This window comes from Providencia sp. PROV210 (genome assembly GCF_028479445.1).
GTDB classification, from domain to species: domain Bacteria; phylum Pseudomonadota; class Gammaproteobacteria; order Enterobacterales; family Enterobacteriaceae; genus Providencia; species Providencia rustigianii.
This window is the reverse complement of record NZ_JAMPNQ010000004.1, coordinates 1-14,406: the sequence shown is the minus strand read 5'-3', so window position 1 is coordinate 14,406 and position 14,406 is coordinate 1. Positions and strand designations below refer to the sequence as shown.

Genomic DNA, 14,406 nt, shown 5'->3' with positions numbered 1-14,406 from the left:
TTAGACAAAAAAGTTGAAACTTTCTATTCTTTGATCGAAATCAAATGAGTTGCACCGTCAAGGAATAGCTATGGAACCGTCATCAAATCGCCTTTCAACGAACACCATCATGGAGGATAAAACGACTAAAACCTTGATCAGCAGCGATCCAAAAAAGCATTATATCCAACGGGATGATGCTCTCTATCTGCGGGTGACACTCTCATTTTTTACCGTGGGCTTTGCAACCTTCGCCCTCCTATATTTTGTCCAGCCAATTTTACCGATGTTATCCGCCGATTTTAATGTTTCTCCGGCAACTGCAAGTTTATCACTCTCACTCAGTACTGGGCTGATGGCGCTCGGTTTACTGGTTACTGGGCCTATTTCAGATGCTATTGGCCGTAAAAATGTGATGGTGATATCCCTCACATGTGCAGCAATATTTACGTTAATGAGTTCAGTAATGCAAAGCTGGCAAGGAATATTGATTGCTCGAGCATTAGTTGGTCTATCTTTAAGTGGTGTTGCGGCGGTTGCGATGACCTACTTAAGCGAAGAAATCCATCCTAGCTATGTAGCCCTCTCCATGGGACTGTATATTAGCGGTAATTCGATTGGTGGAATGAGCGGGCGTCTAATGACTGGTGTCGTAGCTGATTATTATTCTTGGCGGGTTGCGGTCGTTATTTTAGGCACTTTAGCGTTAATTGCCGCAATTGGTTTTTGGCGTTTATTACCCCCTTCCCAACATTTTAGGGCCACCTCTCTCAAACCTAGAAATCTTTGGGTTAACCTACACTTACATCTACGAGATAAGGGATTGCCTTGGTTGTTTATTGAAGGCTTTGTGCTGATGGGCGCCTTTGTCACAATGTACAACTATATTGGTTACCGTTTATTGGAACCACCCTATAATTTTAGCCAATCAGTTGTTGGATTTTTATCTATTATCTATTTAACTGGCACTTATAGCGCAACAAAAACGGGTAGCTTAACTCAGAAATACGGTTATGGCAGAGTGCTCATTGCTGCTATTGGTATGATGCTCATTGGCGTGGTATTAACGTTACACCCAAACATATGGATAATATTGACGGGTATGACTGTGTTAACCGCTGGTTTTTTTGCAGGACATTCGGTAGCTAGTAGTTGGGTTGGTCGTCGAGCCAAGCGTGCCCGCGGACAAGCTTCATCTCTTTACCTTTTTAGCTATTACGCAGGTTCCAGCATTGCAGGTACATTAGGTGGGGTTTTCTGGTCATTTTATGGATGGAATGGCGTCGCATTGTTCATTTCGGTAATTCTATTACTTGGTGTAGCTATCGGCTATAAGCTGAAGAATAAATGCTAGCGGCTAATATCGAGCTTATTTTTAGTCAATAGGCTAGATAGCCTGAACATCGGCATTATTTATATTCCGGTAATAATGACGATGTTCAGGTTAAATTTAGATAATACATTGATATTAAATTGGATTATAGAATATAGCCCTTTCAGTATGAATCGTAATAAGAGTATAATCACGTAGGTATCCTAGTTGAAATTAATTGATAAACACGGTAGCTAATGTTAGTTTTGGTTTATCACCCATCTGAATGTTGTAACTAAAAAAGGCTCTGTGATGAGTAAAAAACAAGAATTAATCACTCATTTTAATCAGTTAGAATTCAGCATTAACCAGTTTTGTCATCATCTAACTAAGCAAGACCGCATTCAGGCCTGTGTATTCAGTTTGCCTGAAGTCCTTAAAGGTGATGAACATAACGAAGTTTCCTCGATATTTGTTGATAAACACGTTGGAATCGATGCTATTAACCATACTATTGAGCTATTTAAGTTGCTCTTTATCCACAATAAATCTGAATCTGTTAGTAATAAAGCGGCAATTCGTTTGCCTGGTGCCATCGTTATCGAAGCATCCCTACCCGATTACCATCTCTTTCAATCGTTAATAACCGATATAAATCAATTAAAACTAAGCATAAAAAATATCGTTACTCAGGTTGACGAATCTCATCGTTTTGAGTTTATACGCGAGAGCCTTCATGGGTTATTAACCCTTAATACCTATCGAACAATCACGTCGATTGTAGATGTGGATACGGTTCGCTTTGGGTGGGCAAATAAAAAAGTTATTAATAAAGTCACTCAAGAACAGATGCTTAGTAGATTACAGGCTAGTTTAGAAAGTGGTCGAACACCTTCTCATATGCAGAGGGAACATTGGCAGTTGCAATTGGAGAATGAAATAGCCTTGATCCGCTCTCTTCCTCATGATGCCATTTTAAAAACCCAGCGCCCTGTAAAAGTTCAGCCCATTGCCAGAGTATGGGATAAAGAGAGTCAGAAACAGGTTCAGTATCCTTGTGCAACACCATTGCTTATCTTTGCCGTAGAAAAAAGTCTTGAAGATATTACGGTTGGTGAATTATCAGATTACCATGTTGATCAGATTGCGCTACGCCATCGTCCACGATCTAAACCTGTAGAATTACTCATTCCAAGATTAAATTTGTATATTGAACGATAAAAAAAGCCCCGATTCTATTATTAGTATCGGGGCTGACCTCAATTTATTGTGATGGATAAATTAAGATTTCATACTTCCAACCATGTCTTCTGGACGAACCCACTCATCAAATTGAGCTTCAGTTAAGTAGTTCAATTTCAGTGCGGCTTCTTTCAGGGTAAGACCTTCTTTATGAGCTTTTTTAGCAATTTCAGCTGCTTTGTCATAACCAATGTGGGTATTTAAAGCCGTTACCAGCATCAGAGATTCATGCAGTAATTTTTCAATACGCTCACGGTTTGGTTCGATACCTTCAGCACAGTGCTCATTAAAGCTACGCATACCATCCGCGAGTAAACGAATAGATTGTAAGAAGTTATCAATAACCATTGGGCGGAATACGTTCAGCTCAAAATTACCTGAAGCACCACCGATGTTAACAGCTACATCGTTACCCATCACTTGTGCGCACAGCATGGTTAATGCTTCACATTGTGTTGGGTTAACTTTACCTGGCATGATTGAGCTGCCTGGTTCGTTTTCAGGGATTGATATTTCACCAATACCACAACGAGGACCTGAAGCTAACCATCTAACATCATTAGCAATCTTCATTAATGATGCAGCTAAGCCTTTCAGGGCTCCGTGAGCATGAACTAATGCATCACAGGTCGCGAGCGCTTCAAATTTGTTGGGTGAAGTAACAAATGGTTGACCGGTTAATTCAGCAATTTTCTTCGCCACACGTACCGCATATTCAGGATGCGTGTTTAGACCCGTACCAACAGCTGTTCCACCTAGCGCCAGTTCACAAACATGTGGAACTGAGTTTTCAATATGCTTTTCATTGTGAGCCAGCATTGCCGCCCAGCCAGAAATTTCTTGGCCTAAAGTCAATGGAGTAGCATCTTGTAAGTGAGTACGACCAATTTTTACGATATCTTTGAATTCTTTCGCTTTCGCGTCGAGAGTTTTGTGCAGAACTTTCAGTTCTGGCAGGAGATGTTCACGGATCCCCACAACCGCAGCGACATGCATTGCTGTTGGGAAAACGTCGTTGGAGCTTTGGCTCTTGTTAACATCATCATTAGGGTGAATCAGACGGTCATTACCACGTTGACCTCCGAGGATCTCGCTACCACGGTTAGCTAGCACCTCATTCATGTTCATGTTACTTTGAGTACCAGAACCGGTTTGCCAGATAGCAAGAGGGAATTCTGTTGGGTGTTTGCCAGCGAGCACTTCATCTGCCGCAGCGATAATTGCGTCACCGCGATCTTTTGGCAGCAAACCTAAATCCATGTTCACACTTGCCGCTGCTTTTTTAGTCACCGCTAATGCGTGAATTAAGGCAACAGGCATTTTTTCTACAGAGATACGGAAATGTTCTAAAGAACGCTGCGTTTGCGCGCCCCACAAGTGGTCAGCAGGTACTTCAATTGGTCCCATTGAGTCTTTTTCAATGCGAGTGGCTGCCATTACTAGCTCCTTAGGTACATACTCAGAATAATTGATTTTAGAATCATCTGCTTGCAGGTAAGCAAATAACCGAGCAGTATAATGCCACAAATTGAATTTCAATTATGAGACTTGGTCGAGCTTATTGTACTGTAGTAAAAAGGAAATTAGTTGATTTTTGCAAAAAAGAGAATTTCGTTATGCTGAAAATGATAAACAAAGTCCAGAACTATGATTGGGGTAGTAAAACCGCCCTGACCCAACTGTATGGTTACCCAAACCCGGACAATTTACCTATGGCAGAACTTTGGATGGGAGCCCACCCAAAGGCAAGTTCTGAGGTGATTTCACCGCAAACAAATCAAAAAGTTTCACTTGAATCATTGATCAATGATGACCCAGAGCGAATTTTAGGGGCGAAAGTTGCTAAACACTTTGGTCGCCTACCTTATCTTTTTAAAGTTTTGTGTGCTGCACAACCATTATCAGTGCAAGTACATCCAAATAAAGCGTATGCTAAAGCGGGATTTGCTAAAGAAAATGCTGCTGGAATTCCTTTAGATTCCCCTATTCGTAATTATAAAGATGATAACCATAAGCCAGAATTGATCTATGCTTTAACACCATTTAAAGCCATGAATGCGTTTCGTCCTATCGACGAAATTGTCGAATATTTAGATTTTATCTCTGCAGCCCATCCTGATATTCAATTATTTATTCAAGAGCCAACAGAAGAAAAACTAGGAAAATTATTTGCACAGATTCTTAATTTGACTGGTGAGCAAAAAGATCTCGCATTAGGTGTATTAAAAGCTGCGCTAAATAGTAAACAAGGTGAACCATGGAATTCAATCAAGCAGATGACAAGTTTATATCCCGATGATAACGGGCTATTTACCCCTCTTCTACTAAATATCGTTGAATTACAACCAGGTGAAGCAATGTTTTTGTATGCCCGAACACCTCATGCCTATTTAGAAGGTGTTGGCTTAGAAGTTATGGCAAACTCTGATAATGTATTGCGCGCAGGTTTGACCAGTAAACATATTGATACAAAAGAACTGATTGATAATATTGATTTTAAGTCAACTAAAGCTCGCGATTTGCTCAATATCCCCGAAAAATCTGGAAATGTCTGGAAATATAAGATCCCAGTGGAAGATTTTTCATTTAATATATATTCTATTAGCCGCTCGGGAGTATCCATTACTAATAATAGTGCTTCAATTTTATTCTGTATTGAAGGCGAATTAGTGTTACGCACTGGTACTCAAGAAATAAACATGAATTCTGGTGAATCTGTTTTTTTACCTGCCTATGAGGATAACCTTTCCATTTATGGAGATGGTAAGTTGGCTCGAGTGTTTAATATTTAGTGTCATATTCTGTATTTAGCCGTTTACACACACAGTAAAACGGGTAATAAAACTTATATTATTTATACGTAGGTACGCTACGCTCGTACTGAAAGGATGGATGTCTACAATGAAAAAGTCATTAGTTGCGGTTGGTGTTATCGTTGCTCTAGGTGCTGCATGGACCGGTGCATCATGGTATACAGGCTCTAAAGTTGAAGCTGAACTGAAAAAAGTCATTGATAAATCAAATGAGTTTGTTACAGCAAACGACCCTAGCTCAGACGTCAGCTTTAAAATGGAAAACTACAAACGTGGCGTTTTCTCTTCTCAAGCAGACATCGTGATTGGTTCAGCAGGTAAACCTGATGAAAATATCGTATTCAAAGCAGATATTGCTCATGGTCCATTACCATTAACGCAAGTTGCTAAATTCAACTTAATGCCTAAATTAGGCGCAGTAAATGTTGAATTAGCCAATACAGCAGCAACTAAAGAGCTGTTCGAAGCTACCAAAGGTAAGCCATTCATGAATGGTACTGCGGTTATCGGTTACAGCAAAAATGTTGACTCTAACATTGAACTGATTCCTCTTGAATATGCTAAAGATGACAGCAAATTCTCGTTCAGTGGTGCAAAATTAGATATCTCAACAGGTACTGACTTAGAAACTGTTGATGCATTATTAGTCACTGATAGCGTCGTTGTTAGCAGTGCAAATAATTCAGAAGCCGTTACCATGAAAGGTCTAAAACTGTTTTCTAATGTGAAGAAAACTCAATACGGTTTCTACACAGGTAAACAAGAGTTTGTTATCGCTGATACTGACGTTAACATCCCAGAGACTAAGTTCTCTTTCAAAAACCTAAGTGTTGCTAGTGATACCTCAATTAACGGCGAAGACGTTAAAGGTAACATGACTTACAAAATTAGCGATGTTAAAGCATTAGAACAAAACTTAGGTTCTGGTGAATTAACTGTTGCTATCGAAAAATTAGATGCGAAAGCATTAGGTAAATTTGTAGAACAATATAACAAAGCGTTAGCTGAAGGCTTAGCAAGTGGTAACCCATCTGAAGCAAGCGAAGCTATCGCAATGCAAATGCTCACCACTACTTTACCAGAGTTAATGAAAAGCAAACCAGTACTGACTGTTAGCCCGTTCTACTGGAAAAACGAAGCTGGCCAAAGCTCTATCGACCTGAATATCACTTTCAACCAGTGGAATCAGGACGAAGTCACTTCATTAGCAATGTCTAATAAAGTTGATGAAGCATTCAAAAAGCTGATCACCTCTTTTGACTTCAGCATGAAACTGAACAAGCCAATGATTATTGAGTCAATGACTCAAGCTATGATCTTAGATGGCGGTGTTCCAGCGGCTGCCGAAGATAAAAAGGCCATCCAAGAACAAGTTACTGCTGAATTTGAAGGTGTTCAACAAATGTTGACTGCTGACATGTTCTCTAACCCGTTCGAAGAAATGTTCATGACTGACGAACAGCGTGCAGAAAAAGCAAAAGAGAAAAAACATCCTTGGATGATCGATAGCGAAAAAGATTTAACAATGACTGTTAAATTTGCAGGTAATGACCTGACTTTCAACGATGACAAATATACCTTAGCTGAATTCTTAACTAAGATGAAAATGATGTCTGGTCCAGAAGATACTATGGGCTACGAAGAAGAAGCTCAACCTGCTGAAGGCGCTGAAGTTAGCGAGCAAGTATTAGAAGTTGAGCAACCAGCAGAAGCACCGGCTGCGCCAGCTGCACAATAATTTATCCTACGATAAATTGATTAAACGCCAGTCTTTATGACTGGCGTTTTTGCTTATATTAACTATATTTTTCATTGCTTTTTATGTAATTACAGACAAAATGGGGGCAGAACATTCATAAGGATCATTTATTGTGATAAATAGACAACTCCCTTTAACCGATATCCATCGTCATCTTGATGGAAATATTCGTCCTGAAACTATTCTTTCCCTTGCACAGCAACACAATATCCAACTTCCGGCCGATGAAATTGAAGCATTAAGACCTCACGTCCAAATTATGGGGCAAGAAGCTGACTTGGTTGGTTTTTTAACTAAATTAGATTGGGGTGTTGCAGTATTAGCAGACTTAGATGCCTGTAAGCGTGTCGCATTTGAAAACGTTGAAGATGCATTTAATGCAGGTATTGATTATGCAGAATTACGTTTTTCCCCCTACTACATGGCGATGAAACATCAGCTTCCTGTTGAAAGCGTTGTAGAAGCCGTTATTGATGGTATTGCTGCAGGCTGTCGCCAGTATGATATTAAAGTTAATTTAATCGGTATTTTAAGCCGTACTTTCGGTCAACAAGCCTGCGCTCTTGAACTCGAAGGTTTACTGGCTCACCGTGATAAGCTTTGTGCACTTGACCTTGCTGGTGATGAACTGGGCTTCCCCGGTGCTCTATTCGAAGAACATTTTATTAAAGCACGTAATACCGGGCTCAATATTACTGTTCATGCAGGTGAAGCGGCTGGAGCAGCAAGTATATGGCATGCTATCAAAGAATTAGGTGCTCAGCGTATTGGTCATGGTGTTAAAGCTATTGAAGATCCAGAACTTATTGAGTATCTGGCTAAAAATCACATTGGCATTGAGAGCTGTTTAACCTCCAATATCCAAACCAGTACTGTAGCTTCACTTTCTCAACATCCGCTGAAAACATTTTTATCTCATGGTGTATTGGCTTCAATTAATACCGATGACCCTGCCGTTCAAGGCATTGAGCTTCCTTATGAGTATAATGTTGCTGCCCCGCAAGCTGGTCTAACCTCGAGTGAAATTGAGCAAGCACAACGAAATGGTTTAACCATGGCATTTTTATCCGAAAGTGAAAAAGCGGAATTGACACGTAAAGCGGCTAATCGCTAACCCTTCTGATCTTTGGGCAGAGCACCTATTCTGCCCTGTTTAACCTTTCCTTTTATAGTTAATTTGCACTGATGCCCATGTTCTTTTTTGTTATTACCCCACCTGTATGTTGTAACTAAATTATCAGTATTAATAAAGGCAGATAAACTGCCTTCTTAAATTCAATGTAAACTACTGTTTGTCTAAACGTTTGGCGTAATGCTGGGCGATAACGGCGCAAACCATCAATTGAATTTGATGAAAAATCATTAATGGTAATAAAATGATCCCCACTGAAGCCGCAGGAAACAAGACATTAGCCATTGGAACACCATTGGCTAAGCTCTTTTTTGAACCACAAAAAAGGATTGTAATTTCATCCTCTTTATTAAAGCCAAAAATACGCGCTGACATGACATTAATAACCATCACCACAACGAGTATGAAACAGGAGACCAAGGTAATAATAAACAGTGAATACGCATCAATTGTTTGCCAAATCCCCTCTACTACAGCCTCACTAAATGCCACATAAACCACCAATAGAATTGATGACCGATCTGTTGTATTCACTAACCGACGGTGACGGTTAATCCAATTAGCAATCAGTGGTCGACATAAATGCCCCACTACAAACGGTAGCATCAGCTGTAACATAATCGAGCCGATAGCATTCAAGGTATCCATCGCTTGGCTACCATCCGTATCCATCAGAATACCCACCAAGATAGGCGATAAAAAAACACCTAAAATACTGGATGCCGATGCACTACAAATGGCAGATGCAACATTTCCACCTGCCACTGATGTAAACGCTATCGCTGATTGTACGGTAGCAGGAAGCGCACATAGATATAAAAATCCCATGTAAACAGTTGGAGACATCCATTCAGGAACCATGAACCGCAACGCGACACCGATGATCGGAAAGAGAATAAATGTACTCGCAAATACCAGTAAATGCAGTCGCCAGTGCCCCATTCCAGCTACGATAGATTCTCTGGATAACTTCGCGCCGTGCATAAAAAATAGTAACGCAATTGCAGCAGTCGTTAAGTATTGAAAGAATATTTTGACGTTCCCTTCGCAAGGAAAAATACTGGCAACAACTACAACACCAATCATGATTAACAAGAAAGAGTCTATCTTGAGTTTTGCTAATAAATTCATTCGATTTCTCATAAATAAAAGCCAGTATTTAATGACTAGCTTTATCTTCAGCGGTGAACCTTAGAAAATATTTTCAATGGTACGCTTTTGTTGTGCTGACGCTATACCTGCCTCAATCAGCTTCATAATATCGATAGCTTCATTTGGGGTTACAGGATTCGGTTTCCCAAGACGAATAGCATCGTGAATAGCGTCATAATAGCCGCCATAATTTCCTTTTTCGTTTGGCCACGGTTTGCTGACCATGTCATCGCCTTGTGACAACGTCACAATTCCAAGGTTAGGATCTTCCCCCCAATGCTCACCTTGAGGTATAGCACCGCCTTTCAATGCATCTTCCTGTGTATCTAAGCCATACTTAACATAGCTACCTTGCATACCGTGGATAGTATAAATTGGCATTGGTGCAGCAGCGAGTGTGGTGGAGTGCAGAACGACTTTTTTATCGCCATATTCCAGCATTGCATGGAAATAATCCACAGCTTGAGCCCCCGGACGAATAATTCCCAAATCCACAGTAATCCCTGTCGGCTTTCCAAAATATTGTAATACTTGGTCAATAACATGTGGACCTAGGTCATACCAAATTCCAGCACCGGGAATATCTGCTTCACGCCAACGTTGTCTAACAACCGGTCGGTAGCGATCAAAATGAGATTCATAATATTTAATTTCCCCTAAACAGCCATCACGCAAGATTTTTTGCACTGTTCGAAAACCTGAATCCCAACGGCGATTGTGATAAATCGATAGCAATTTTCCGGCTTTTTCAGCCTGCTCTTTCAATTTAACGGCTTCTTCAACGCTCAACGTAAACGGCTTATCGACCACCACATGTTTACCTGCCGCCAATGCATCCCTAGCAAGTGGATAGTGAGTATCATTAGGCGTTGGAATAACGACTAATTCAATTTCAGGGTCAGCAAATAGCTGTTCTGGTGTTGCCACAACCTTTACATCAGGAAAATCAATGTTGACTTTATTGGCGTCACTACTGGAAATCGTTGTTAATTCGAAGCCATCAAACATCGCTAAAAATGGCGCATGAAATGTTTTACTCGCATAACCGTAGCCGACGATCCCGACTTTAATTGGTTTGGACATTTGAACCTCACAGTAAGTGCTATATTTTGCTATTCTGAAAAAGTATCATCAGAACGAATCAATTAGCAAATAAATCTATGATAGGATTATAAATTATCTATCTTGTTTAGTAATAATGGACTCTTAATTTATGACTTCTGCTTATAACGCTGGCCGTATTACGGGTTGGCTATTAGTACCTGCAAGCTATCTATTACTGACTCTTTTCGCTGTCTGCAGTATGACGGTAATGTACTGTCTCAAGTTTTATGAGATTGTAACGAGCATTGATAACTGGAGCGGTTATATTACTCCTGAATGGTACCTTTCATTCGCCATCAGTATCGCAATGACCTTATTCAGTCTGCATGTCACTCAATTGATGTTCAAACGTTCCCGTAATTTCCCACGCCGTTTTACCATTTGGTTACTCGTTTTAGTTTTAATTGGCTTAAAAACATTTGCCTTTTCGCCTATTGATGACCAAACCGCGATTCAAATCCTCGCATGGCCCCTGTTAGGTGCTGCTTTTTTTGTTCCTTATTTGAAAGTTTCGAAACACGTGAAAATGACTTTCACACAAGATCGATAAGCATCACAAAAATAGCTTTGTTATCATAGCCTCCGTTAAACTGACATTGGTCAGTTTTTGGGCTTTTATTCTCATTTCAGGCAATGTAATGACTGACTATTTATTACTCTTTATTGCGACGGTGTTGGTAAACAACTTCGTTCTGGTTAAATTCTTAGGGTTATGCCCATTTATGGGTGTTTCAAAAAAACTCGAAACGGCGATTGGGATGGGGTTTGCGACCACGTTCGTGATGACGCTCGCCTCAATTAGTTCGTGGCTGATCGATACGTTGATTTTGATCCCTTTAGATCTCATATACCTGCGTACATTGAGTTTTATTCTTGTTATTGCCGTCGTCGTACAATTTACTGAGATGGTGGTAAGAAAAACCAGCCCAACGCTGTACCGTCTGTTGGGGATTTTTCTACCGTTAATCACTACCAACTGTGCGGTATTAGGGGTTGCACTGCTTAATATCAATCAATCCCACAATTTCCTGCAATCCGCTGTCTATGGCTTTAGTGCCGCAGTCGGGTTCTCTTTTGTCATGGTGCTATTTGCCGCTATTCGTGAACGCCTAGCCGTTGCAAATGTGCCTGCACCTTTTAAGGGTTCGTCAATTGGCCTAATTACTGCAGGGCTGATGTCTCTCGCATTTATGGGCTTTAGTGGTTTGGTGAAATTCTAATGATGTCATTATGGATTGCGATTGGCATATTAGCCTTTTTCGGACTCATTTTTGGTCTGATTTTAGGTTATGCCTCATTACGTTTTAAAGTTGAAGAAGATCCTATTGTTGAAAAACTGGATGCGATTCTACCGCAAAGCCAGTGTGGTCAATGCAGTTATCCGGGATGTCGTCCTTATGCTGAAGCGGTGGCAAACAATGGCGAAATGATCAATAAATGCGCCCCCGGCGGCGAGCAAGTTATGCTCAAAATTGCCGAGTTAATGAACGTTGACCCGCAACCTATTGATGGTGATGAGAACGCACAGAATCCTGTTCGTAAAGTTGCTGTTATTGATGAAGAAAATTGCATCGGTTGTACCAAATGTATTCAAGCTTGCCCTGTGGATGCAATTGTTGGTGCCACTCGCGCAATGCATACCGTAATTGAAGATTTATGTACCGGATGTGACCTGTGTGTTGCTCCGTGCCCAACCGACTGTATTGAAATGGTGCCTGTTAAAACAACCACAACTAACTGGAAATGGGATTTAAATACAATCCCAGTCAAAAATATTACCGTAGAGCCTCTAGCTCAGTCTCAAGCCTCAACTAGAGGTAATGCACATGTTTAATTTATTTAACTGGCTGAAAAAAGATAATATTTGGGACTTTGACGGTGGGATCCATCCACCGGAAAATAAATTACAGTCAAGTCAGACTCCAATGCGAGTTTCTACCGTTCCGAATGAGCTAATTATTCCTTTACAGCAACATTTGGGACCAGAAGGTGAATTGATTGTCCAAGTTGGCGATCAAGTCCTTAAAGGGCAACCTTTAACTAAAGGTACTGGTCGTACCGTGCCTGTTCACGCCTCAACATCTGGCATTATTAGTGCTATTGAACCCATGGTTACCGCTCATCCTTCAGGGTTAAAAGAGCTGTGTGTCAAGATTGCCTCCGATGGGCAAGATGCTTGGTATCCATTACACCCAGCACCTGATTACCATCAACTTTCCCGTGATGAATTACTTAATAAAATTGAACAAGCGGGAATTGCGGGTTTAGGTGGCGCGGGTTTCCCTACTGCTCCTAAATTAGCAGGCGGGAAAGATGCGATTAAAACATTAATTATCAACGCCGCTGAGTGTGAACCTTATATCACCGCCGATGACCGATTAATGCAAGAACATGCTCAGGAAGTTATTGAGGGTTGCCGTGTATTACAACATCTTTTAAATCCAGACCAAGTACTCATTGGAATTGAAGATAACAAGCCAGAAGCCATCAAGGCATTAAAACTGGCATTAACATCGACTGACCGACAAATTTTTATTCGTGTGATCCCAACAAAATACCCGTCAGGTGGCGCAAAACAACTGACAAAGATACTGACAGGTAAAGAAGTTCCTTCTGGTGCTCGCTCATCCCAAATAGGGGTATTGATGCAAAACGTGGGAACGGTTGTCGCTATCAAACGCGCAGTAATTGATGGGCAGCCTCTCATTGAGCGTGTGGTCACTGTGACCGGTGATGCCATTAAACAACCAGGAAATTTCTGGGCTCGCCTTGGTACTCCAGTAAAACATCTACTTCAACAAGCTGGGTTTGAGCCTGAAAATGAACAAATGGTAATAATGGGGGGACCTTTAATGGGCTTTACCCTCCCCGACCTTAATGTTCCTGTTGTGAAGATCTGCAACTGTTTATTAGTCCCAACAATGGAAGAGATGGGGAAAAAACCAATCGAAGAGGCCTGCATCCGCTGTGGTTTGTGCGTTGATGCCTGTCCTGCTGGCTTATTACCACAGCAACTTTATTGGTTTAGTAAAGGCGATGAGCACGAAAAAGCTCAAAAACATAACTTGTTTGACTGCATTGAATGTGGTGCATGCGCTTATGTTTGCCCAAGTAATATTCCACTTGTTCAATATTACCGTCAGGAAAAAGCGGAAATTCGTGAAATTACTCAAGAAGAGCGTCGTTCCGCAGAAGCTAAGTTACGCTTTGAAGCTAAACAACAGCGTATGGAACGCGAAAAATTAGCGCGTGAACAGCGTCATAAAAAAGCTGCTGTTCAAGTTGATGACGTTGATAAAGACGCCGTCAATGCTGCTCTTGCAAGAGTTAAGGCAAAACAAGGTTTGTCTTCTGAACCTATTAAGATTATTTCAGGAGAATTACCTGATAATAGCGCTGTCATTGCAGCTAGAGAAGCGCGCAAAGCACAGCTGCGCGCAAAACAAGCACAGAAAGCGACTGAGTTAACAGAGCAAAATAGCGAAGTCTCAAGTGATGACCCAAGAAAAGCAGCGGTGAATGCAGCCTTAGCTCGAGTTAAAGCGCGTAAAGCTGCACAGCAAGCAGAATTACACATTGAGCCTGCTCCACCGGTTGAAGCTGAAGTTGACCCACGTAAAGCTGCCGTCGCGGCCGCCATTGCCCGTGCAAAAGCTAAAAAAGCCGCTACTCAGCAGGTCACGGAATCAGTGATTGAGCCTGCACCGCAGGTCGACGCTGAAGTCGACCCACGCAAGGCTGCCGTCGCTGCCGCTATCGCCCGTGCAAAAGCCAAAAAAGCGGCTGCTCAGCAAGCCACGGAATCAGTGATTAAACCTGCACCTCAGGTCGACGCTGAAGTCGACCAACGCAAGGCCGCCGTCGCTGCCGCCATTGCCCGTGCAAAAGCCAAAAAAGCCGCTGCTCAGCAGGT

Annotated in this window: 12 protein-coding genes; 9 read left to right on the top strand and 3 right to left on the bottom strand. The window is 41.3% G+C overall.

The features are described 5' to 3' along the window. Nucleotides 1–70: 70 nt before the first annotated feature. Both PR761_RS03160 and tus read left to right on the top strand, forming a co-directional pair. Nucleotides 71–1,333, top strand: a complete 1,263-nt coding sequence (locus PR761_RS03160; protein WP_112836812.1) for an MFS transporter — start codon at nt 71–73, stop codon at nt 1,331–1,333. A gap of 270 nt (nt 1,334–1,603) precedes the next feature. Continuing rightward, nucleotides 1,604–2,512: a DNA replication terminus site-binding protein gene (gene tus, locus PR761_RS03155; protein WP_112836814.1), complete on the top strand. Its 909-nt coding sequence runs from the start codon at nt 1,604–1,606 to the stop codon at nt 2,510–2,512. A 60-nt stretch (nt 2,513–2,572) separates the two neighbouring features. On the opposite strand, the gene fumC is transcribed toward tus, so the two are convergent. After that, nucleotides 2,573–3,970 carry a class II fumarate hydratase gene (gene fumC, locus PR761_RS03150; RefSeq protein ID WP_039854038.1) on the bottom strand — a complete coding sequence of 466 codons (1,398 nt, stop codon included), beginning with the start codon at nt 3,968–3,970 and terminating at the stop codon, nt 2,573–2,575. 179 nt (nt 3,971–4,149) lie between these two features. Between fumC and manA the strand changes: the two genes are divergently transcribed. The 3 genes from manA (at nt 4,150) to add (ending at nt 8,219) form a co-directional block, all read left to right on the top strand. Then, nucleotides 4,150–5,325, top strand: coding sequence for a mannose-6-phosphate isomerase (gene manA, locus PR761_RS03145; RefSeq protein WP_039854037.1), 1,176 nt, complete (start codon nt 4,150–4,152; stop codon nt 5,323–5,325). A 109-nt stretch (nt 5,326–5,434) separates the two neighbouring features. After that, nucleotides 5,435–7,084 carry a YdgA family protein gene (locus tag PR761_RS03140; RefSeq protein ID WP_112836816.1) on the top strand — a complete coding sequence of 550 codons (1,650 nt, stop codon included), beginning with the start codon at nt 5,435–5,437 and terminating at the stop codon, nt 7,082–7,084. A 133-nt stretch (nt 7,085–7,217) separates the two neighbouring features. Further along, the gene (add, locus tag PR761_RS03135) at nt 7,218–8,219 is read left to right on the top strand and encodes an adenosine deaminase (RefSeq protein WP_112836818.1); all 1,002 of its coding nucleotides are present in this window, start codon (nt 7,218–7,220) and stop codon (nt 8,217–8,219) included. A gap of 171 nt (nt 8,220–8,390) precedes the next feature. Here the strand turns inward: add and PR761_RS03130 are convergent, their stop codons facing one another. Next, a complete protein-coding gene (locus tag PR761_RS03130) occupies nt 8,391–9,368 on the bottom strand; it encodes a bile acid:sodium symporter family protein (RefSeq protein ID WP_112836820.1) in 978 nt (325 codons plus the stop codon). A gap of 60 nt (nt 9,369–9,428) precedes the next feature. After that, on the bottom strand, nt 9,429–10,472 hold the full coding sequence (locus tag PR761_RS03125; protein ID WP_154611127.1) for an oxidoreductase: 1,044 nt from the start codon (nt 10,470–10,472) through the stop codon (nt 9,429–9,431). 130 nt (nt 10,473–10,602) lie between these two features. Between PR761_RS03125 and PR761_RS03120 the strand changes: the two genes are divergently transcribed. From PR761_RS03120 to rsxC, 4 genes are all read left to right on the top strand, one after another. After that, nucleotides 10,603–11,043: a DUF2569 domain-containing protein gene (locus PR761_RS03120; protein WP_154611128.1), complete on the top strand. Its 441-nt coding sequence runs from the start codon at nt 10,603–10,605 to the stop codon at nt 11,041–11,043. Between the two features lie 88 nt (nt 11,044–11,131). Then, a complete protein-coding gene (rsxA, locus tag PR761_RS03115; protein ID WP_006812942.1) occupies nt 11,132–11,713 on the top strand; it encodes an electron transport complex subunit RsxA in 582 nt (193 codons plus the stop codon). Continuing rightward, complete coding sequence (rsxB, locus tag PR761_RS03110; RefSeq protein ID WP_006812941.1) at nt 11,713–12,327, top strand: electron transport complex subunit RsxB; 615 nt, start codon at nt 11,713–11,715, stop codon at nt 12,325–12,327. Before rsxA ends, rsxB begins: the two co-directional genes overlap by 1 nt. Continuing rightward, a partial coding sequence (gene rsxC, locus PR761_RS03105) for an electron transport complex subunit RsxC (protein ID WP_272519332.1) occupies nt 12,320–14,406 on the top strand: 2,087 nt, incomplete at its 3' end. The genes rsxB and rsxC, both read left to right, overlap by 8 nt.

Excerpts from the sequence above, each read along its gene's own strand:
- PR761_RS03160 (WP_112836812.1), top strand. The coding sequence starts at position 71 with ATGGAACCGTCATCAAATCGCCTTTCAACGAACACCATCATGGAGGAT.
- tus (WP_112836814.1), top strand. The coding sequence starts at position 1,604 with ATGAGTAAAAAACAAGAATTAATCACTCATTTTAATCAGTTAGAATTC.
- fumC (WP_039854038.1), bottom strand. The coding sequence starts at position 3,970 with ATGGCAGCCACTCGCATTGAAAAAGACTCAATGGGACCAATTGAAGTA.
- manA (WP_039854037.1), top strand. The coding sequence starts at position 4,150 with ATGCTGAAAATGATAAACAAAGTCCAGAACTATGATTGGGGTAGTAAA.
- PR761_RS03140 (WP_112836816.1), top strand. The coding sequence starts at position 5,435 with ATGAAAAAGTCATTAGTTGCGGTTGGTGTTATCGTTGCTCTAGGTGCT.
- PR761_RS03130 (WP_112836820.1), bottom strand. The coding sequence starts at position 9,368 with ATGAATTTATTAGCAAAACTCAAGATAGACTCTTTCTTGTTAATCATG.
- PR761_RS03125 (WP_154611127.1), bottom strand. The coding sequence starts at position 10,472 with ATGTCCAAACCAATTAAAGTCGGGATCGTCGGCTACGGTTATGCGAGT.
- PR761_RS03120 (WP_154611128.1), top strand. The coding sequence starts at position 10,603 with ATGACTTCTGCTTATAACGCTGGCCGTATTACGGGTTGGCTATTAGTA.
- rsxA (WP_006812942.1), top strand. The coding sequence starts at position 11,132 with ATGACTGACTATTTATTACTCTTTATTGCGACGGTGTTGGTAAACAAC.
- rsxB (WP_006812941.1), top strand. The coding sequence starts at position 11,713 with ATGATGTCATTATGGATTGCGATTGGCATATTAGCCTTTTTCGGACTC.